General features: G+C 75.0%; 19 protein-coding genes, 2 tRNA genes and 1 other RNA gene. 11 read left to right on the top strand and 11 right to left on the bottom strand.

Going from position 1 to position 19,932, the window contains the following annotated elements:
• Positions 1-176 precede the first annotated feature (176 nt).
• Entirely contained in the window at positions 177-2,747 is a 2,571-nt protein-coding gene (pepN, locus tag LQU92_RS00110) for an aminopeptidase N (RefSeq protein ID WP_230659582.1), read from the top strand.
• Positions 2,748-2,875: 128 nt separating this feature from the next.
• Complete coding sequence (locus LQU92_RS00105; RefSeq protein ID WP_230660624.1) at positions 2,876-3,295, top strand: globin; 420 nt, start codon at positions 2,876-2,878, stop codon at positions 3,293-3,295.
• 39 nt (positions 3,296-3,334) lie between these two features.
• Here the strand turns inward: LQU92_RS00105 and LQU92_RS00100 are convergent, their stop codons facing one another.
• Together LQU92_RS00100 and LQU92_RS00095 are read right to left on the bottom strand one after the other, a co-directional pair.
• Positions 3,335-4,003, bottom strand: a complete 669-nt coding sequence (locus tag LQU92_RS00100) for a hypothetical protein (RefSeq protein ID WP_230659580.1) — start codon at positions 4,001-4,003, stop codon at positions 3,335-3,337.
• 5 nt (positions 4,004-4,008) lie between these two features.
• Positions 4,009-4,554, bottom strand: coding sequence for a thioesterase family protein (locus LQU92_RS00095; RefSeq protein ID WP_230659577.1), 546 nt, complete (start codon positions 4,552-4,554; stop codon positions 4,009-4,011).
• A gap of 194 nt (positions 4,555-4,748) precedes the next feature.
• Here LQU92_RS00095 and LQU92_RS00090 point away from each other — a divergent pair, with 194 nt between their 5' ends.
• Positions 4,749-5,639: an acyl-CoA thioesterase II gene (locus LQU92_RS00090; RefSeq protein WP_230659574.1), complete on the top strand. Its 891-nt coding sequence runs from the start codon at positions 4,749-4,751 to the stop codon at positions 5,637-5,639.
• 268 nt (positions 5,640-5,907) lie between these two features.
• On the opposite strand, the gene ettA is transcribed toward LQU92_RS00090, so the two are convergent.
• From ettA to mptB, 5 genes are all read right to left on the bottom strand, one after another.
• Complete coding sequence (gene ettA / locus LQU92_RS00085) at positions 5,908-7,590, bottom strand: energy-dependent translational throttle protein EttA (protein ID WP_230659571.1); 1,683 nt, start codon at positions 7,588-7,590, stop codon at positions 5,908-5,910.
• Between the two features lie 90 nt (positions 7,591-7,680).
• Positions 7,681-8,193: a single-stranded DNA-binding protein gene (locus LQU92_RS00080; protein ID WP_230659568.1), complete on the bottom strand. Its 513-nt coding sequence runs from the start codon at positions 8,191-8,193 to the stop codon at positions 7,681-7,683.
• 245 nt (positions 8,194-8,438) lie between these two features.
• On the bottom strand, positions 8,439-8,669 hold the full coding sequence (locus LQU92_RS00075) for a hypothetical protein (protein WP_230659565.1): 231 nt from the start codon (positions 8,667-8,669) through the stop codon (positions 8,439-8,441).
• A gap of 331 nt (positions 8,670-9,000) precedes the next feature.
• Positions 9,001-9,076: transfer RNA gene (locus LQU92_RS00070), tRNA-Arg, on the bottom strand.
• A 91-nt stretch (positions 9,077-9,167) separates the two neighbouring features.
• A complete protein-coding gene (mptB, locus tag LQU92_RS00065; protein ID WP_058859058.1) occupies positions 9,168-10,733 on the bottom strand; it encodes a polyprenol phosphomannose-dependent alpha 1,6 mannosyltransferase MptB in 1,566 nt (521 codons plus the stop codon).
• A 323-nt stretch (positions 10,734-11,056) separates the two neighbouring features.
• Between mptB and orn the strand changes: the two genes are divergently transcribed.
• The 3 genes from orn (at position 11,057) to def (ending at position 12,623) form a co-directional block, all read left to right on the top strand.
• Positions 11,057-11,680, top strand: coding sequence for an oligoribonuclease (gene orn / locus LQU92_RS00060; RefSeq protein ID WP_101852159.1), 624 nt, complete (start codon positions 11,057-11,059; stop codon positions 11,678-11,680).
• Between the two features lie 200 nt (positions 11,681-11,880).
• Positions 11,881-11,953, top strand: a tRNA-His gene (locus tag LQU92_RS00055).
• 97 nt (positions 11,954-12,050) lie between these two features.
• Positions 12,051-12,623, top strand: coding sequence for a peptide deformylase (def, locus tag LQU92_RS00050; protein WP_101852158.1), 573 nt, complete (start codon positions 12,051-12,053; stop codon positions 12,621-12,623).
• An 83-nt stretch (positions 12,624-12,706) separates the two neighbouring features.
• On the opposite strand, the gene LQU92_RS00045 is transcribed toward def, so the two are convergent.
• Positions 12,707-13,480: a YaaA family protein gene (locus LQU92_RS00045; protein WP_230659563.1), complete on the bottom strand. Its 774-nt coding sequence runs from the start codon at positions 13,478-13,480 to the stop codon at positions 12,707-12,709.
• 156 nt (positions 13,481-13,636) lie between these two features.
• Positions 13,637-14,233 (bottom strand): LysE/ArgO family amino acid transporter, encoded by a 597-nt coding sequence (locus LQU92_RS00040; RefSeq protein ID WP_230659559.1) that lies wholly within the window; start codon positions 14,231-14,233, stop codon positions 13,637-13,639.
• 71 nt (positions 14,234-14,304) lie between these two features.
• Here LQU92_RS00040 and LQU92_RS00035 point away from each other — a divergent pair, with 71 nt between their 5' ends.
• Entirely contained in the window at positions 14,305-15,222 is a 918-nt protein-coding gene (locus LQU92_RS00035) for a LysR family transcriptional regulator ArgP (RefSeq protein ID WP_230659557.1), read from the top strand.
• 13 nt (positions 15,223-15,235) lie between these two features.
• Positions 15,236-15,617: RNase P RNA component class A (gene rnpB / locus LQU92_RS00030), an RNA gene on the top strand.
• A 36-nt stretch (positions 15,618-15,653) separates the two neighbouring features.
• On the opposite strand, the gene LQU92_RS00025 is transcribed toward rnpB, so the two are convergent.
• Positions 15,654-16,388, bottom strand: coding sequence for a zinc ribbon domain-containing protein (locus LQU92_RS00025; RefSeq protein WP_230659554.1), 735 nt, complete (start codon positions 16,386-16,388; stop codon positions 15,654-15,656).
• Positions 16,385-17,278, bottom strand: a complete 894-nt coding sequence (locus LQU92_RS00020) for a Nif3-like dinuclear metal center hexameric protein (RefSeq protein ID WP_230659551.1) — start codon at positions 17,276-17,278, stop codon at positions 16,385-16,387. Before LQU92_RS00020 ends, LQU92_RS00025 begins: the two co-directional genes overlap by 4 nt.
• Positions 17,279-17,353: 75 nt before the next feature.
• Here LQU92_RS00020 and msrA point away from each other — a divergent pair, with 75 nt between their 5' ends.
• From msrA to epsC, 3 genes are all read left to right on the top strand, one after another.
• Entirely contained in the window at positions 17,354-17,944 is a 591-nt protein-coding gene (msrA, locus tag LQU92_RS00015; RefSeq protein ID WP_230659548.1) for a peptide-methionine (S)-S-oxide reductase MsrA, read from the top strand.
• A gap of 132 nt (positions 17,945-18,076) precedes the next feature.
• Positions 18,077-19,012 carry a cysteine synthase A gene (gene cysK / locus LQU92_RS00010; protein ID WP_101852150.1) on the top strand — a complete coding sequence of 312 codons (936 nt, stop codon included), beginning with the start codon at positions 18,077-18,079 and terminating at the stop codon, positions 19,010-19,012.
• Between the two features lie 159 nt (positions 19,013-19,171).
• Positions 19,172-19,756: a serine O-acetyltransferase EpsC gene (gene epsC, locus LQU92_RS00005; protein WP_058859066.1), complete on the top strand. Its 585-nt coding sequence runs from the start codon at positions 19,172-19,174 to the stop codon at positions 19,754-19,756.
• Positions 19,757-19,932: the final 176 nt, after the last annotated feature.

The following is a 19,932-nucleotide window of genomic DNA, read 5'->3' as shown; positions in this document are numbered from 1 at the left end:
CGCGGGGACGGGGGGCCCGCTGCGGCGCGGGCCCCTCTCAGGGTAGTCGGCGCGGGGACCGCCCGGCGGGCCCGCGGGCTCCCTGGCCGGGACGGGGGCGGCTGTCATAATGGGGGAATTCCCGCGGCCGGGAGGCCGCGGTCGTCCCCCTGACCCCGACGAGAGGACGGCACGCCGTGCCCGGAACCAACCTGACCCGCGAGGAGGCCGCCGAGCGCGCCTCGACCGTGGCGGTGGACGCCTACGAGGTGGTCCTCGACCTCACGCGCGGGGAGCGGATCTTCCGGTCGACGACGACGGTGCGGTTCCGGGCGACCCCCGGCGCCTCGACCTTCGTGGACGCGATCACCGACGCGGTGCACTCCGTGGTGCTCAACGGCCGGGCGCTGGACCCGGGCGAGGTCGCCGACGGCGCCCGGATCCGGCTCGGGGAGCTCGCGGAGCACAACGAGCTGACGGTGGACGCGGACTTCCGGTACATGACCACCGGCGAGGGTCTGCACCGGTTCGTGGACCCCGTGGACCAGGAGGTCTACCTCTACTCCCAGTTCGAGGTCGCCGACACGCGCCGGGTCTTCGCCGTGTTCGAGCAGCCCGACCTCAAGGCCCGCTTCGCCTTCACGGTCACCGCCCCGGCCCACTGGACGGTGGTCTCCACGCAGCCCACCCCCGAGCCTGAGGCAGCCGGGGAGGGCACGGCCACGTGGCGCTTCGCCCCCACTCCCGTGGTGCCCTGCTACGTCACCTCGCTGATCGCCGGGCCCTACGCCTCCGTGCACGACGAGCTCACCAGCGCCGACGGCCGGCGCATCCCGCTGGGGCTCTACGCGCGGCGGTCCCTGATGGACCACGTCGAGGCCGAGGAGATGTTCGCGATCACCAGGGCGGGATTCGCGTTCTTCGAGGCGCAGTTCGGCCGGGCCTACCCGTTCGAGAAGTACGACCAGCTGTTCGTGCCGCAGTTCAACGCCGGGGCGATGGAGAACGCCGGGGCCGTGACCTTCGTGGAGCTCTACGTCTTCCGGTCCAGGCCCACGCAGGCGCGCGTGGAGCGGCGGGCCGTGACGGTCCTGCACGAGCTGGCGCACATGTGGTTCGGGGACTTCGTGACGATGCGCTGGTGGAACGACCTGTGGCTCAACGAGTCCTTCGCGGAGTACATGTCCACGCTCGCCGCCGCCGAGGCGACCCGGTTCACCGCGGCCTGGACGACCTTCGCCGCCGGGGAGAAGTCCTGGGGCTACGAGCAGGACCAGCTGCCCACGACCCACCCGGTGGTCGCCCCGATCCGCGACCTCGAGGACGTGCTCGTCAACTTCGACGGCATCACCTACGCCAAGGGCGCCTCGGTGCTCAAGCAGCTCGTCGCCTGGGTCGGCCAGGAGCAGTTCATGGCCGGGATCGCCGAGTACTTCCGCGCCCACGCCTGGGGCAGCACGGAGCTGTCCGACCTGCTGGTCCAGCTGGAGCGGGCCAGCGGGCGCGACCTCGACGACTGGTCGGCGAAGTGGCTGGGCACCGCCGGGGTCAACACGCTCGTGCCGGTCGTGGCCGAGGACGACGACTGCGTCATCCGCTCCTTCCGGATCGAGCAGACCGCCCCGGAGGAGCACCCCGTGCTGCGCCCGCACCGGCTGGCGATCGGCTTCTACGACCACCTCGACGGCCGGCTGGTGCGCACCCACCGCCTCGAGCTCGACGTCGACGGGCCCGTCACCGAGGTGCCCGAGCTCGTCGGGCGAGAGCGCCCCGACCTCGTGCTGCTCAACGACGACGACCTCGCCTACGCCAGGATCCGCCTGGACGAGCCCTCGCTCGACACCGCCCTGACCCACCTGGGCACCTTCGAGGACTCGCTGCCGCGCGCCCTCGTGTGGGGCTCGGTGTGGGACGGCGTGGACGACGGCGAGACCGCCGCCCGCCGCTACGTGGAGCTGGTGCTCGGCAACATCGCCCGGGAGACCGAGTCCACGACCCTGCAGGTCCAGCTGCGCCGGCTCGAGACGGTGCTGGAGGGCTACGTGGCCGCTCCCGCCCGCGAGGCCGTCCAGCGGGAGGCCGCCGAGCGGCTGCGGGAGCTGACCGAGTCGGCGGAGGCCGGCTCCGACCACCAGCTGCAGTTCCTGCGCGCCTTCGCCCGGCAGGCCCGCACCCCCGGCCAGCTCGACGTGCTCGAGGAGCTGCTGGCGGGCCGGCGGGAGCTGCCCGGCCTGCCCCTGGACACCGACCTGCGCTGGGCCGTGCTGACGGGCCTGTGCGCCGGCGGCCGCCGGGACGAGGCCGACGTGGACGCGATGCTGGCCGAGGACAACACCGAGAACGGGGCGATCGCCGCCGCCCGCGCCCGCGCGGCCGTGCCCACCGCGGAGGCCAAGGCCCGCGCCTGGCAGCGGATCATGGTCGACGGCGACCTGCCCAACTCGCTGCAGGAGGCGGCCATCGACGGCTTCCGCACCGCGGCCGACCCGGCGCTGCTCGAGCCCTACGTGGGCCCCTACTTCGCGGCCGTCCCGCAGATCTGGCGCACCCGCACCCACGAGCTCGCCCAGCAGATCGCCGGCGGGATGTTCCCGAACCTGCCCGAGCCCTCCGTGCTCGAGGCCGCGGACGCGTTCCTCGCCGAGCTGCCCGAGGACCTGCACGGGCTGCGCCGGATCGTGCTCGAGCAGCGCGACGCGGTGCGCCGCGCCGTGCGCGCCCAGCAGGTCGACGCCCGGGCCGGGGCCGCCGCGCAGGTGCAGGCGTGAGCGCCGCGCAGGACCGGGGCCCGGCGGAGCGCCCCGCGGACGGGCCGGCGACGAGCCCCGAGGCGGCCGCTCCGGCCGGGGCCCGCTCCTTCGCGGTGGGCGTGCCGCTCTCGCAGGTGCGCCGCCCGGTGCCGCAGGTCGGCGACGGCCGGGAGCAGTCCGAGGCGGGTGCGGCGTCGTCGTTCTACGACCAGGTCGGCGGGCACGAGACGTTCGCGAAGCTCGTCCACGAGTTCTACGCGCGGGTCGCGGCCGACGAGCGCTTCCGGGCCCTGTACCCGGAGGAGGACCTGGGCCCCGCCGAGGAGCGGCTGCGGATGTTCCTCGAGCAGTACTGGGGCGGGCCGACCACCTACTCCGAGCAGCGGGGCCACCCCCGGCTGCGGATGCGGCACATGCCTTTCCCCGTGGACACGTGGGCCCGGGACACGTGGCTGGCGCACATGCGCGCGGCCCTGGACACCCTCGAGCTGTCCCCGCTGCACGACGGGATCCTGTGGGACTACCTCGACCGGGCGGCCCACGCGATGATCAACCGGCCCGGCTGAGCGGGCCGCACCCCGGGCGCGGCGCCGTGCGCGGCCGGCTCAGCGGCGGGCGAGCACGTGCCCGCCGGGGGCGCTCAGGCGCACCCAGCGCCCGTGCTCGGCGACCGCGACCGGCGCGCCCGGGGGCACGAAGCCCAGCGACCAGGCGGCGAAGGCCGCGCCCTCGGGCACGGGCCCGCCCGTGAGGGCCGCCTCCAGCGGCGCGGCCCAGGAGGCGGGGCGACCCCAGACGCGGGCGCGCACGGCGTCGACGACGGCGCCCCCGGCGTCCTGCGGGACGGCACGGGCGACCTCGGCGACGCCCTCCCGGGCGGCGGCGCGCACGGCGTCGCCGGCCAGCCGGCCGACGGGGGTCCAGCCCCCGAGCGGCGGGGCGATCCCGGCCCAGGAGACGCTCACGTCCACGGGCGGCAGCCCGACCTCGGTCGTGCCCGCCTCCTGGCGGGGGAGCCGGTCGAGGACCCCGCCCAGCGGCACCGTCACGTCGAGCTCGAGCTCCTCGGCCAGGGCCACGGCCCGCAGGCCGAGCACCGTGGGGGTGCGGTCCAGCAGCCCGTGGGGCTCGAGCACGCACACGGTCGCGCCCAGCGCCCGGCCCCGGGCCTGGAAGCGGACGGCCCCCTGGGGGTCCACGCCGCGGGCGCGGGTGAGGAAGGTGCGCAGGTCGGCGACGTCGTGCGGGTCGGTCAGCGGCAGCGAGCGCCCCACGGGCCTCACTCCCCCGCCGGGGCGGGCCGGCGGGCGAAGCGGGTGGGCTCGTCGGCCCACCGCGCGAGGGCCGCGCGCTGGGCGGCGTCCAGGCGCGAGGGCCGCCCCGAGGACCGCTCGATCTGCACGACGACGGTCTGGGCCACGGCGTAGACCCGGGAGCCGTCCTCCTCCTGCACGGCGTAGTCGAGCACGAAGCTCGACCCGCCGACCGCGGAGACCCACACCCGCACGAACACCGGCTCGGCCCGCCACAGCAGCTGCTCGGTGTACTCGGCCTCCTGGCGGCCGATCACGGTCAGCCGCTCCCCCACCAGGTCGCGGAAGGACAGCTGTCCCGTCCCGTCGGCTGCCGGCTCCTCCGGTGCGGGCCCGTCCTGCGCGGTGCCGGGTCCGGCGGCCGCGGCAGGACCGGCGTCGGCCGGCAGGGGCAGGCGCATGAGCCGCACGCGGGCGTCCTCGAGGTACTGGAGCATGGTGACGTTGTTGACGTGGCCGTAGCTGTCGATGTCGCCGAAGCGCATCTGGACGGGGATCAGCAGGGAGGGCATGGTCCCATCCCATCACATCCGGCCCGCCCGCCCCGTGCCGCACGGCCGCCCGTCGCGGGTGCCGCGGGTCCGGCCGCCCCGTGCCGCACGGCCGCCCGTCCCGCACGCCGCGGGCCGTGCCGGGCCGTGCCGGGACCGCCGCGGCGCGGGGCGTCCGACCGGGCGGGCGGGGGCGCTGGACTAGGGTTGGCGCCATGACCTACAGCGCGATCGACGACCCGACGCAGGCCCTGGTGGAGATGCTCGACCTGGCGGACGGGGGCGGTGCCCGCACCCTGGAGGACATCTTCGTGGGCCACACGGCGATGAGCCCCCGCTCCCGCGTCTACGGGGGGCAGGTGCTGGCCCAGGCGACCACCGCCGCGATGCGCACGGTCGACGAGGAGCGCGTCGTGCACTCCCTGCACGCCTACTTCCTGCGCCCCGGGGACGTGTCCGAGCCGATCACCTTCGGCGTGGAGCGCATCCGCGACGGCCGCTCCTTCTCGGCCCGGCGCGTGCACGCCTACCAGCGCGGCCGGGCGATCCTCTCGGCGATCGCCTCCTTCCAGGTCCCCGCGGCGGGACTGGAGCACCAGGACGAGGCCCCGCGCGGGATGCCCGACCCCGAGTCGCTGCCCAGTGCCCGGGAGCTGCTGGGCCACATCGACGCCCCCGAGGCCCGCGCCGTGGCCTACGAGCGGCCCTTCGACATCCGCTACATCACCGAGCCGATCTACTTCCGCCCCGACCGGAGCGGGGAGCCCTACAACGCGGTGTGGATCAAGACGCTCAAGCCGCTGCCCGACGACCCGGACGTGCACCGGGCGGCCCTCGCCTACGCCAGCGACTACACCCTGCTGGAGCCGGTGCTGCGCCTGCACGGGAAGACGTGGGTGGAGCCGGGGATGAACATCGCCTCCCTCGACCACGCCATGTGGTGGCACCGCCAGGCCCGGGCCGACGAGTGGGTGCTCTACGTCCAGTCCTCCCCGAACGCCTCCTCGGCCCGCGGCCTCGGCGTGGGGCGGATGTTCACCCGCGACGGCGTGCTCATCGCCACGACCGCCCAGGAGGGCATGCTGCGGTTCCCCGAGTTCTCCTGAGGCAGGACCCGGTCCCGCCGTCCGGCGGGACCGCACGGGCCGCCGCCCCGCCCGCCGGGACCTGGGCCCGCCCGGACCCGCGTGCGACGGCGTCCGCGCACGACGGGTTCCCGGCGCGTCCTGATGCGTGCACGACGGAATCCGCGCACGACGGAGGGGCCGGTCCGCGCGCGTGCGCGGACCGGCCCCTCCGCTGCCGCCGTGGCCGCGGACCCGCTGCGGTCGCCGCCCCCCGGTGGCGCCGGGGCGGGCGGCGCCGGGCGGCGGATCAGTCGCGGGTCAGGCGGCGGTGGGTGACCCGGTGCGGGCGGGCGGCGTCGGCCCCGAGGCGCTCGACCTTGTTCGCCTCGTAGGACTCGAAGTTGCCCTCGAACCAGTACCAGCGGTCCGGCTCCTCCTCTGTGCCCTCCCACGCGAGGATGTGGGTGGCGACCCGGTCGAGGAACCACCGGTCGTGGGAGACGACCACGGCGCAGCCCGGGAACTCCAGCAGGGCGTTCTCCAGGGAGGCCAGGGTCTCGACGTCGAGGTCGTTGGTGGGCTCGTCGAGCAGCAGCAGGTTCCCGCCCTGCTTGAGGGTCAGCGCGAGGTTGAGCCGGTTGCGCTCCCCGCCGGAGAGCACCCCGGCCTTCTTCTGCTGGTCCGGGCCCTTGAACCCGAACGCGGAGACGTAGGCGCGGGAGGGCATCTCCACGTTGCCGACGTTGATGTAGTCCAGCCCGTCGGAGACGACCTCCCACAGGGACTTGTTCGGGTCGAGGTTCTCGCGGTTCTGGTCGACGTAGGAGATCTTGACCGAGTCGCCGATCTTCAGCTCGCCGCCGTCGAGGGGCTCCAGCCCCACGATCGTCTTGAACAGGGTCGACTTGCCGACGCCGTTGGGGCCGATCACGCCCACGATCCCGTTGCGCGGCAGCGAGAACGACAGGCCCTTGATCAGGGAGCGGTCCCCGAAGCCCTTCTGCAGGTCCTTCGCCTCGATCACGAGGTTGCCCAGGCGCGGCCCCGGCGGGATCTGGATCTCCTCGAAGTCGAGCTTGCGGGTCTTCTCCGCCTCGGCGGCCATCTCCTCGTAGCGGGCCAGACGGGCCTTGGACTTCGCCTGGCGGCCCTTGGCGTTGGAGCGCACCCACTCGAGCTCGTCGGCCAGGCGCTTGGCCTGCTTCGCGTCCTTCTTGCCCTGCACCTCCATGCGGGCGCGCTTGGTCTCGAGGTAGGCCGAGTAGTTGCCCTCGTAGCCGTAGAGGCGGCCGCGGTCGACCTCGCAGATCCACTCCGCCACGTGGTCCAGGAAGTACCGGTCGTGGGTGACGGCCATGACGGCGCCGTGGTAGTCCTTCAGGTGCTGCTCGAGCCACAGCACGGACTCGGCGTCCAGGTGGTTGGTGGGCTCGTCCAGCAGCAGCAGGTCCGGCTTCTGCAGCAGCAGCTTGCACAGCGCCACGCGGCGGCGCTCACCGCCGGAGAGCACGGAGACCTCGGCGTCCGGCGGCGGGCAGCGCAGCGCGTCCATCGCCTGCTCGAGCTGGGAGTCGAGGTCCCACGCGTTGGCGGTGTCGATCTCCTCCTGCAGCCGGCCCATCTCCTCCATGAGGGCGTCGAAGTCGGCGTCGGGCTGGGCCATCTCCTCGGAGATCTCGTTGAAGCGGTCGAGCTTGGCCTTGATCTCGCCCACGCCCTCCTCGACGTTGCCGAGGACGGTCTTCTCCTCGTTCAGCGGCGGCTCCTGGAGCAGGATGCCGACGGTGTAGCCGGGGCTCAGGCGGGCCTCTCCGTTGGAGGGCTGGTCGAGGCCGGCCATGATCTTCAGGATCGTGGACTTGCCGGCCCCGTTGGGGCCCACGACGCCGATCTTGGCGCCCGGGTAGAACGACATGGTGACGTCGTCCAGGATGACTTTGTCGCCCACGGTCTTGCGGGCCTTGGACATGGTGTAGATGAATTCCGCCATGCCCTCCAGGCTACCCTCCCGGCGCCCGGGCACGGGCGGGCCGCCGGGGTCCGGGCGCCCCGGCGGCCCGCCCGGTGCCGGCGTCCCGGCTCAGGCGGGGGCCCGGTCCTCGCCGGCCCCGGCGGGCTGCGCCTCCCGGAGGAGCTCGCCGGTCGCCGGGTCCACGCCCTCCGGGGTCGTCTCCTCCGCCCCGTCCGCCGCGGCGGCGGGGTCGCCGGGGCGCTCGCGCTCCCCGGCCGCAGCGGCGGTGACGGTGCGCTGGAAGCACGCGGTGCCCAGGGCCAGGTCGTGGCCGATCGAGACGGCGTCGACGTCGACCGCGGTGTGCCGGCCGTTCTCGCCGTCCCAGAAGCGGACCCTGAGCCGGCCGACGACCACGACCGGCTGGCCCTTCTTCAGGCTCGCGAGCGCGTTGAGGCCGAGGCCGCGGAAGGCCTGGACGGTCAGCCAGTTGGTGTGCCCGTCGCGCCAGGTGGAGCTCTGGGCGTCGAACCACCGCGGCGTCGAGGCCAGGCGGAAGGTCACGACCACGGTGCCGTCCGGCAGGCTGCGGGACTCGGGGTCGGTGGCCACGTAGCCGCGGACGGTGATCTGCTCGGTCATGGGGTGCTCCTTCGGGCGGCGGCCGGACGGCCGGGTCGGGCCCCGGGTGCTCGGGGTCCGCCCAGCCTGACCGCCCGCCCGCCGCCGCGGGCGGGACCGGACCCGCCTGTGGACGACGACGGCGCCCGGCCCGGCGACCGGGCTCCTGGGGAGCGAGGTCGCCGGGCCGGGCGGGCCGTGGCGGGACCGTGGTGGCCGCAGCGGCCGGCGGCCCCGTCGTCGTCCCGTGGTGCGGGGCGGGGCCCTCAGGCCACGAGGGCCGGGCCGATGTCGATCCCGCCGCCGTCGACGTCGAGCCGGATGCAGTCGCAGCCCAGGGCCCGGCGGGTGAGCTCCTCGACCCGCGCGGGGTCGCAGTCCTCCCCGAGCCGGCTCGCGATGAAGTCGCGGGTGTCGGCTTCGGCCTCCTCGGACGTGTCGTAGTGGAAGTGGCGCGGTCCCCCGCCGACCCATCTGCGCGTGACGATGACGCTCATCCCGATCCCCCAGTGCTCTCGTGCCGGTGCTCGTGCGGCGCGCCCCGCCCGTCCCCCGGCGCGGGCGCCGCCCGGGGGCCGTTCCGCCCGGAACTGAGGTGGCGGACCCCCGATGCTGATTAATGTATGCAAATCACCGGGGTTGTGCTGTCCCCTCTTCCGCGCCGGCGCGTGCCGCCGGGGCGGTCCCGACCGGGACGGGCCCGGTGGTGCCCGGTCCCGGCCGGGTGCACCCGGGACGGGACCGGAGGAACCCCGGGACGCCCCCGGGACGGAGCGGCGCCCCGGACCGGGGTCCGGGGCGCCGCGGTCGGGGACGGCGTGCGTCCGCTGGTGCCCCAGGAGGGAATCGAACCCCCGACCAAGAGATTAGAAGGCTCCTGCTCTGTCCGCTGAGCTACTGGGGCGGGGCGCCGGGACGGGCCCGGACGCCGCCGGGAAGTCTATCAACACGGCCAGGTTGGCACGGGTGCGGCACGGGTCCCCGACGACCGCCCGTCAGATGACCGCCTGGGCGGGCGGCGGGGAGTAGCGGCCGCGGAAGAGCCTGCGGGTGGCCGGGTCGATGAACCACAGGTACACCCCGTAGGACAGGGCGACGACGGAGGCGATGAGCCGGCCCGAGCTCAGGTCGAGGTCCAGGTAGGGGAAGACGTCGATCTGGTCGGAGACGGCGTAGACCATGAAGAAGGCGGTGAGGAAGAACAGGATGTCGACCTGCCAGTCGCTGCGGATGCCGGTGACGGCGAACAGGGGGATCAGCCACACCACGTACCAGGCCTGGATCATCGGCGACAGCAGCACGATCGTCGCGAAGGCCCAGGCGAGCCGGCGCACGAGCTTCTCGTCGCGGCCGCGGAACATCAGCCAGAGGATCACGGGGACCGCGAGCGCCTGGAAGAACGTGTGCACGGTGTCTCGCCACTGCCCGGAGTCGGCGCCGATCGTCGCGGCGAAGGACGCGGCGAGGCTGCCGAGGAAGCCGACGGGGGCGTACCAGATCCACACCGAGCCGGGAGTGGACATCGCCGCGACCCAGCCGAAGCCGAAGCCGTTGACGAGGCCCATCAGCCCGAGCAGCGCCACGGACAGGGCGAGGGTGAGCGCCCAGATCACGAAGCGCCGCGGCCAGGACGCCCCGCGCCCGGCCCAGAGCAGGCCGATGAAGGGCAGGAGGACGAGGGTGATGGGCTTGATCGCCACGGAGAGGGTCACGAGGACCGTCCCGGCGACCCCGCCCTTCCAGGTGCGGTGCGCCGCGGCGACGTAGGTGCCGGCGAGGGCCAGGGCGATCATGATCGCGTCGTTGTGCACGGCCACCACGAAGTTCGTGAGGAACAGGGGGTTGGCCACGCTCAGCCACAGCGCGCGGGCGGGGTTGATCCCGTGCAGGCGGGCCAGCCGCGGGATCAGCCACATGCACGCGAGCACGGCGAGCACGCACAGGGCCCGGAACAGCAGCACGGCGGCGTCGGGATCCGCCCCCGTGACGGCCACGACGAACTGCTCGATCCACAGGAACAGCGGCCCGTACGGGGGCGGGGACTCCGACCACATCTGGTCGGCGCCGAGCTGGAAGAAGTTGTCGATGGTGGACACGCCGTGCTCGTAGGGGTTGAGCCCGCTCTCCATCACGCGGCCCTGGCCGATGTAGGAGTAGACGTCGCGGCTGAACAGCGGCACGGCCACGAGCATGGGCGCCGTCCAGGCCGCGATGGCGGCGAGCACCCACCGGCCCGACCCGGGCCCCCACCGGTTGAGCTTCTGCCCGAGCCGCAGCCACTCGCGCACCAGCAGCATCCCGCCCACGGCCACGAGCAGGATGGAGGCGATCACCCCCGTGGTGGTGTAGCGCATGGCGATGATCAGCGGCTCCTGGCGCAGCGGCGACACGGAGGCCAGCCAGCCGACGCCGAGGGAGCCGGCGAGGAGCATCAGGGAGCCGACGGCGCCCATCACGACGGTGCGCAGCGGCGAGCCGGAGACGTACTGGGAGCCGCCGGGCAGGGCGAGCGGGGTCCGCTCGCCCGCTGCGGCCGGGCCGGTCCTCGAGGTGGTGCGCACTGCTCTCCCAGTCGTGCCCGTCCGGTGCCGAGGGGTGCCGCGGCCGGGCGGAGCGCGGACCCGAGGTCCTCCCGATCCTATCCCCGCCCCCCGGGCGGCACCTGCCGACGGGCCGGGACGGCACCCGCCGGAGGCCGCCCGCGACGCGCTCGGCGCCCGCCGCGGGCGTCCCGCCCGCGGGACGGGGGCGGCCCGCCCGGCCGGCCGGAACCGCCTGCCCGGGCGCCCCGCCCGACGCCCCGGGGCGGCACGCACGATAGATTGGCGGGGTGGCTACGACGAACGGACGCGCGAACACCAGCGGACGCCCCAACGGGCGGATCGTGTGGATCGACTGCGAGATGACGGGACTGTCCCTGGAGCACGACGCCCTCATCGAGGTCGCCGCCCTGGTGACCGACGACGAGCTCAACGTGCTGGGCGAGGGGGTCGACGTCGTCATCCGCCCCGACGAGGCGGCGCTCGCGCAGATGGGCGAGTTCGTGCGCGGCATGCACACCGCCTCCGGGCTGCTCGAGGAGCTGCCCCGCGGCGTGAGCATGGCCGAGGCCCAGGAGCAGGTCCTGGCCTATCTGCGGCAGTGGGTGCCGGAGCCCGGGAAGGCCCCGCTGGGCGGGAACTCCGTGGGCACGGACCGGACGTTCCTGGTCCGCGACATGCCGGAGGTGGTGGCGCACCTGCACTACCGGGTGATCGACGTCTCCACCATCAAGGAGCTCGCCCGCCGCTGGTACCCGCGCGCCTACTTCCAGGCCCCCGCCAAGACCGGCAACCACCGCGCCCTGGGCGACATCCGCGACTCGATCGACGAGCTGCGCTACTACCGCCGGGCCGTCTTCGCCGCCGACCCGGGGCCGGACTCCGAGACCGCCCGGGCGATCTCCGCCGAGATCACCGCCTCGCGCACGGGCGCCGAGCCTGCAGCGGCGGAGACGCCCGAGGCCTGACGCCCCGCCGTCCCGGCGCCCGGCCGGGGCCCGGGCCGCGTCCCCGCGCCGGCCCCCGGCCGGGAGCGGATCCCGGGCCCCGGTCCCGGTCGGGGGGAGCGCCGGCCGGCGCCGGGTCCCGGCCGGTGCGGAGCACCGCCGGCGATGGGGTACACTCGTAGGCGTTGCCCAGCGGAACGCGCTTCCGCGGGGTGTCCATGGTGGGCGTAGCTCAGTCGGCAGAGCGCCTGGTTGTGGTCCAGGAGGTCGCGGGTTCAACCCCCGTCGCTCACCCTTCGCGCGAAAGGCCGCCCCGGGGTCCCCGGGGCGGCCTTTCGTCGTCACCCGCCCCCGTCCCCCGCGCCGCCGGCGCGGTGAGAGGAAGACCGCAGTGGCCGTCCGTCCCGTGGTGATCACCGGAACCCCCGTCCTGCACCGTCCCGCCGCCCGGGTCACCGCGTTCGACGACGAGCTGCGCGCCCTGGTCGAGGACATGTACGAGACGATGGACGCCGCCCACGGCGTGGGCCTGGCGGCCCCGCAGATCGGCGTGGGCCTGCGGATCTTCACCTACGCCTTCCGCAACGACGACGGCGTCCCCCCGCGCGGCGTCCTGGTCAACCCGGTCCTGACCCTGGGGAAGGTCTCGCAGGAGACCCCCGACCCGGACGAGGAGACCGAGGGCTGCCTGTCCGTGCCCGGGCACAGCTGGCCGCTCAAGCGCGCCGACTGGGTGCGGGTGGCCGGCTTCGACGCCGGGGGCCGCCCCGTGGACTTCGAGGCCAACGGGTGGTTCGCCCGCGTCATGCAGCACGAGTACGACCACCTCGACGGCAAGCTCTACGTCGACCGGCTCAACGACAAGTGGGGCCGCAGGGCGCGCAGGGCGGTCAAGGCCGAGGGCTGGGGCCGCGGCGAGAGCAGCTGGCTGCCGGGCGTCGACGAGGACCCCTTCGGCCACTGACCCGCACGCCCCCGGGCCGGGTCCGCACCTCTCGGGCCGGGTCCGCGCGTGTCCGCGGAGCCGGCCCGCGCCCGGAACGGGGCTCAGTCCTCGGTGCGCACCACCACGAGCTCCCCGGCCGAGCGGGCCGTCGGCCCGGTGAGCTCGGCGTCCCAGCGCTCGCGCGCGACCGCGAGCAGCTCCTGCGGGGTGCCTGCCGGACGCCCCTCGGCGGCGCGCTCGACGAGGTGGCGGGCGAGCAGCCCGCGGGTGTGCTTGGCCATGTGCGAGACCACCGTCCGCTTCCCGTCCCGCTCCCGGACGACCTTCACCGCCACCGTCCGCTCACGGGGACCGCGCCAGGCCGCGGCGTAGGCCGCCGACCGGCAGTCGACCACGACCCCGTCCCCGGCGGCCGGGCCGAGGACGGCGGGCAGGTGGCGCTTCCAGTGGGCGGCGAGCCGGCCCAGTCCGGGCAGCTGCGTGCCCATGGACAGCCGGTAGGCGGGGATCCGGTCCGCCGGCCGCACCGCGCCCCACAGCGCCGAGACGACGACGAGCGAGGCCTCCGCCGCCTCCCGCTGCGCGACGGTGAGCCCCGCGGGGTCGAGGGCGTCGTAGAGCACGCCCGTGTAGACCTCCAGGGCCGGCGCGGCCGGTTCCTGCGCCAGCCGGGTGTTGCGCTCCACCTCGGGGCGCAGCCGCTCACCCACCCCCAGGACCTCGAGAGCGTCGGCCCGGGCGCTCGCCCGCTCCAGGTGCGCGAGGACCTCGCGGCGGGCGGCACCCAGCTCGGGGAAGGACAGGGTGTCCGGGCCGGCGGGGGCGCCGACGGCGGGGGCGGTCTTGGTCTCGGAGGGCGGCAGCAGGATCAGCACCGCAGCAGTCTAGTGCGCCGGCCCGGGCCCCGCCGTGCCCGCCCGCAACAGCCCGGCGGACGGCACGCCCGGTCGGGCCGTCCCGGATCCGCCGGAGCGCCGTCCCCGGGCCGGGGACCCGCAGCACCGCACGCCCGCGAGGGCAGGACGCCGGGCTCAGCCCCGGACCAGGCCCACGGCCAGGACGAGCATGACCACCCCGACGCCCAGGTCGACCGCCCGCCACGTCCGGGGGCTGTCCAGCACGCCCGACAGCGCACGGGCACCCCAGCCCAGGGCGGAGAACCACACGAGGCTGCCCGTCACGGCGCCGGCGGCGAAGACCCAGCGCCCGCCCGCGCCCTCCTGGTTGGCGAGACCCCCGAGCAGCACCACGGTGTCCAGGTAGACGTGGGGGTTCAGCCAGGTCAGCGCGAGCGTCGTGGCCACGACCGTCCCGCGCGAGCGCGGCGCCTGTGCGGTCAGCGCCGCCGGCCGCAGCGCCGAGGCGAAGGAGCGCGCCGCCCAGCAGGCCAGGTAGGCCGCCCCGCCCCAGCGCAGCACCTCCAGGGCCGTCGGGAACCGGACCACGAGCGCGCCGACCCCGGCCGTGCCGCCGAGGATGAGCACGGCGTCGCTCGCCGCGCACAGCGCCACCACCACGCCCACGTGCTCGCGCCGGACGCCCTGGCGCAGCACGAACGCGTTCTGCGCCCCGATCGCGACGATCAGCGCCAGCCCGGTCACGAGGCCCGCGCCCCAGATGCTCCACATGCCCTCGAACGCTAGTGTCGCGATGCGGTGCAGACAAGCGAAGGATTCTGAGCCCACATTAGACTTCCTTCATGCACCTCGAGCACCTGCGCGCCCTGACCGCCGTCGTCGACGAGGAGTCCTTCGAGGCGGCCGCCGACCTGCTCCGGATCTCGCCCTCGGCCGTGAGCCAGCGGATCAAGGCCCTCGAGGCCTCCGTGGGCCAGGTCGTGGTGCGCCGCGGCAGCCCCTGCACCCCCACGGACGCCGGCGCCGTGCTGCTGCGCACGGCCCGTCAGGTGCAGCTGCTCGAGGCCGAGGCGCGGCACGCCCTCGGCCTGGGCGCGGCCGACCGGACGGTCACGCCGGTGGCCGTCAACGCCGACTCCCTCGCCACCTGGTTCGCGCCCGTCCTGGGCGAGGCGGCCGGCTGGACGGACACGGTCCTGGACCTGCGGGTGGAGGACCAGGACCACAGCAGCCGGCTCCTGCGCGGCGGGGAGGTCCTCGCGGCCGTGACCTCGGACCCCGCGCCGGTGGGCGGGTGCCGGGTCGAGCCGCTGGGGGCGATGCGCTACCTGCCGGTCGCAGCACCCGGGCTGCTCCGCCGCTGGGGCGCCGGACCGGCGGCCGCGACGGGCGGCGCGGGCCTCGACTGGGGCCGCGTCCCCGTGCTGCGCTTCAACGGCAAGGACGACCTGCAGCTGCGCGCCCTGCGGGCCCTGGGGCTCGACCGCTCCCCGCCGGCGCACACCGTCCCCTCCTCGGAGGCGTTCCTCGCCGCCGTGCGGGCGGGCCTGGGGTGGGGCATGGTCCCCGAGCTCCAGCTGGGCGCGGAGCTCGCCGACGGCTCCCTGGTCCTGCTCGCGGAGCACGCCCCCGAGGACGTCGTGCTGCACTGGCAGACCTGGACGCTGGCGTCCGGGCGGCTGGACCGGCTCGCCGCGGCCGTGCGGGACGCGGCCCGGCGGCGGCTGCGCCCGGCGCCCGCGGTCCCGTCCGGCGGGTAGACTGGACGGCGGACAGGCCGGCCGGGTGACCGCGGGCCGCGGCCCCCGGGCCGCGGCGCGAGGAAAGTCCGGGCTCCGCAGAGCAGGATGGTGGGCAACGCCCACTCGGGGGAACCCGCAGGACAGTGCCACAGAGAACAGACCGCCCGCACCGCCGGTGCGGGTGAGGGTGAAAAGGTGGTGTAAGAGACCACCAGCGCGCCGGGTGACCGGCGCGGCTCGGTAAACCCCATCCGGAGCAAGGTCGGACAGGGTGCGTTCGAGGGCTGCTCGCCCGAGCACCCGGGTGGACCGCTCGAGCCCGCCGGCAACGACGGGCCTAGATGGATGGTCACCGCCACGGTCAGGGCAACCGGCCGTGCGCACAGAACCCGGCTTACAGGCCGGCCTGTCCCCCGCCCCTCCTTCGTGCCCGTGCGCGCCGGCCCGCCTCAGGAGCGGACCAGGATCACCCCGCACTCCGGGCACACGAGCACCTCGTCCGCCGCCGCCGACCGGAACACGGCGGCGTCGGTGGGGCTCAGCGCGCTGCCGCACGACCCGCAGGCCGTGCCGCGCAGCTCCGCGGCCGCGGGCCGCTCGGCCGACCGGCCGGTGCGGATGCGCTCGTAGCGCCCCACGAGCTCGTCGTGCCCCACGGCGGCCGCGACCTCGGGGCGGCGCGCCGTCAGCTGCGCGCGCTCGGCCACCAGGGCCGCCCCCTCCTCGTCGCGGGCGGCCACCCGCCGCCGCGCCTCGGCGTCGGCCTCCTTCAGCCGCGGCGTCACGGCCGCCCGGTGGGCCAGCGCGTCGTCCATCTCCTGCATGAGCGCGAGCTGGGCGTCCTCCGCCTCGGCGAGCTGCCGGGTGCGCGTGTCGAGCTCGTGCTGCAGCCCCATGAGGTCCTTCGCGGAGCCGCCCTGCTCGAGCCGGGCCCGGTCCTTGTCGATCGAGGCCTGCACCCGCGCCACCTTCTCCTCGGCCGCGGTGAGCCGCTGCGCGATCGCCTGCTCGGCGGCGTCCAGCTCCTTCGCGGCCGCGATCGCCGCGGCCCGCCGCTGCAGGGCGCGCGCGGTCTCCGGGTCCTCCCGCAGCTCCGTGATGCGGGCGGCGATCCGCCGCAGCCGGGCGTCGAGACGCTCGAGCTCCAGGAGGGCTCGCTGCTGCTCGGGGGTGGCGCGGGTCATGCGGTTCCTCCTGAGGTCGGGCCGGGGGTCTCGAGACGGAAGTCCCAGGGATCGGTGCGCCGCTCGGAGACGACCACCTCGACGTCGTGGCCGCGGCCGGCGAGGGCCTCGCGCAGGGCCGCGGCGGCGATCGGCAGCCACAGCCACTCGCTGGCGAAGTGCGAGAGGTCCACGAGGTGCGGGGTGCCGGAGCCGCCGGGACCCGTGGCGGCCTCGCGGGCCTCGGAGGCGGGGTGGTGGCGCAGGTCGGCGGTGACGTAGACGTCCGCGCCCGCGGCCCGGACCTCGTCGAAGAGCGAGTCCCCGGCGCCGCCGCAGACGGCCACGCGCCGCACGGGCGCGTCCGGGTCGCCGGCCACCCGCACGCCGTGGGCGGAGGCGGGCACGGCCCGCGCCAGCCGCTCGGCCAGCTCCCGCAGCGGGACCGGCTCCGGCAGCTCCCCCACGCGGCCGAGGCCGGCGGCCGGGTCCGCGGGGTGCGGGACCAGCGGGGCCGCCGTCGTCAGCCCCGCTGCCCGGGCGACGGCGTCGGAGACGCCCCCGGGGGCGGAGTCGGCGTTGGTGTGGCAGGTCAGCAGCGCACAGCGGTTCTCGACGAGCTCGTGGACCACGGCACCCTTGAAGCGGTCGGCGGCCACGGAGGTCACCCCCCGCAGCAGCAGGGGGTGGTGGGTCAGCAGCAGGTCGTGGCCCCCGGACACGGCCTCCGCCACGACCTCGGCCACGGGGTCGACGGCCAGCAGCACGCGGCGCACGGGCTGCTCCGGGCGCCCGGTGACCAGCCCCGAGGCGTCCCACGGCTCCTGCAGGTGCAGCGGCCACAGCTGCTCGACGACCTCCAGGACCTCGGCGAGGGCGGGCGCGGGGGCGGGAGTGCGGGACGGGCTCATGGGCCCAGTCTAGGGACAGCCCCGCCGGCCGCGACGGGGCGGGAATGCTCCCGGCGCGCCGCTGTTGTACCGGGCATGGCCTTCTCCCCGACCGACGACGACGCCGCCGCCCCGACCCCCGTCCGGGAGGGGTCCTCCTCCCTCACCTACGTGCTCGCCGGCGGGTGCTTCTGGTGCCTCGACGCGGTGTACCGGGTCACCCGCGGCGTGACCGAGGTGGTCTCCGGCTACACCGGCGGCGCGCAGCCGGACCCCGGATACTACGCCGTGTGCAGCGGCACCACCGGCCACGCCGAGGCCGTCGCGGTGACCTTCGACCCCGCCGTGGTGCCCTCGGAGGTGATCCTCGACCTCTTCTTCACCGGCCACGACCCCACGACCCTCAACCGTCAGGGCTACGACGTCGGCACCCAGTACCGCTCCGCGATGTTCTTCGCCGACGACGAGCAGCGCGACGTCTTCCGGGCCGCGATCGAGCGCGCCCAGGAGCACTGGAGCGATCCCGTGGTCACGACCCTGGAGCCCCTCGGGCCGTTCTGGCCGGCCGAGCCGGAGCACCAGGACTTCTACGCGCGCCAGCCCTGGAACGGCTACTGCCAGGTGATCATCAACCCGAAGCTGGCCAAGGTCCGGCAACGTTACTCCGCGTGGCTTACCGCGCAGTAGCGGTTGCGGCCCCTGGCTAGGCTGAGCTAGGACCGCGCCGCCGGGCCCGCCCGCGGCGCCACGAGCACCACCCGTACGAGACCGTCCCCGAGCCCGTCGCACGAGACCGCGGGCAGAAACCGAGGTACCCCCATGGCGAAGATCTACTCCGACGTCACCGAGATCGTGGGCCGCACCCCCCTGGTCCGCCTCAACCGCCTCGACGAGGGCCTGCCGGGCAACGTCGCCGTCAAGCTCGAGTTCTACAACCCGGCCAACTCGGTCAAGGACCGCATCGGCGTGTCCATCATCGAGGCCGCCGAGAAGGCCGGTGCGCTCAAGCCCGGCGGCACGATCGTCGAGGGCACCTCCGGCAACACCGGCATCGCCCTGGCCATGGTCGGCGCGGCCCGCGGCTACAAGGTCATCCTCACGATGCCCGAGACCATGTCCACCGAGCGCCGCGTGATGCTGCGCGCCTACGGCGCCCAGATCGTGCTCACCCCCGGCTCCGAGGGCATGCGCGGGGCCGTGGAGAAGGCCCAGGAGATCGTCGACACCACCGAGAACGCCGTGCTGGCCAGCCAGTTCGCCAACGAGGCCAACCCCGCGGTGCACTACGCCACGACCGGGCCCGAGATCTGGGAGGACACCGACGGCGCCGTCGACGTCTTCGTCTCCGGCGTGGGCACCGGCGGCACCATCACCGGCGCGGGCCGCTACCTGCGCGAGCAGAAGCCGGACGTGCGCCTCGTCGTCGTCGAGCCCGCCGACTCCCCGCTGCTGACCGAGGGCAAGGCCGGGCCCCACAAGATCCAGGGGCTGGGCGCCAACTTCGTGCCCGCGATCCTCGACCGGGAGATCTACGACGACGTCTACGACGTCACCGTGGAGGACTCCGTGCGCACCGCCCGCGAGCTCGGCACCAAGGAGGGCATCCTCGGCGGGATCTCCTCCGGGGCCATCGTCTGGGCCGCCCTCCAGGAGGCCGCGAAGGAGGAGAACCGCGACAAGCTGATCGTCGCGATCGTCTGCGACTTCGGGGAGCGCTACATCTCCACCCTGCTCTACGAGGACATCCGCGGCTGAGCCCGCGAGCCCACGGCCCGCCCGCCCGGGAATAGCGATGCCGCTGCGCGGTGTTGCCCCCGGATGTGGGCGGGCCGTCGGCACGCCCCGGCCCCTCCCCCGGGGCCGCACGCCCGCCCGGCGGGCCGACCACCGACCCCGGAAGAACAGAGGACAGCCGTGAGTTTCTGGAGCAGACTCTCCGAGGACCTGAAGACGGCCCGCACGCACGACCCGGCCGCCCGGTCCGACGTGGAGATCGCGCTCAACTACTCCGGGCTGCACGCCATCTGGGTCCACCGCCTCACCCACCGGCTGTGGCAGCGCCCCGACCGCCGGCTGCTGGCGCGCACGCTGTCCCAGCTCGCCCGCTTCCTCACGGGCGTGGAGATCCACCCCGGCGCCTCGATCGGGCGGCGCTTCTTCATCGACCACGGCATGGGCGTGGTGATCGGCGAGACCGCCGAGATCGGCGACGACGTCATGCTCTACCACGGGGTCACCCTGGGCGGGCGGTCGCTGGCCAAGGTCAAGCGGCACCCGACCGTGGGCGACCGGGTCGTCATCGGCGCCGGCGCGAAGGTGCTGGGCCCCATCGAGATCGGTGCGGACTCCGCGATCGGCGCCAACGCCGTGGTGGTCAAGGACGTGCCCGAGGACTCCATCGTCACCGGGATCCCCGGCAAGGTGCGTCCCCGCACGCCCGAGAAGAAGCAGCCCCTCGTGGACCCGTCGACCTACATCGACCCGGCCATGTGGATCTGAGCCGCTGTCCCCTCCGGAGCGCGCCGAGGGGCGGCGTTGGGTGGTTCTCCCGCGGGGGGAGCCACCGGACGCCGCCCCTCGGCGCAACAGGCGCTGCGTGCGCTGCGGGGTGGGCTCAGGCGATGACCTCGGAGCGGTCCCCGGACCACAGGGTGTGGTAGGCCCCGGCACTGGCG

It is taken from the genome of Kocuria sp. LUK, from assembly GCF_021012935.1.
Classification (GTDB): domain Bacteria; phylum Actinomycetota; class Actinomycetes; order Actinomycetales; family Micrococcaceae; genus Kocuria; species Kocuria flava.
The sequence above is the reverse complement of the archived record's forward strand: the minus strand, read 5'-3'. Positions and strand labels throughout refer to the sequence as shown.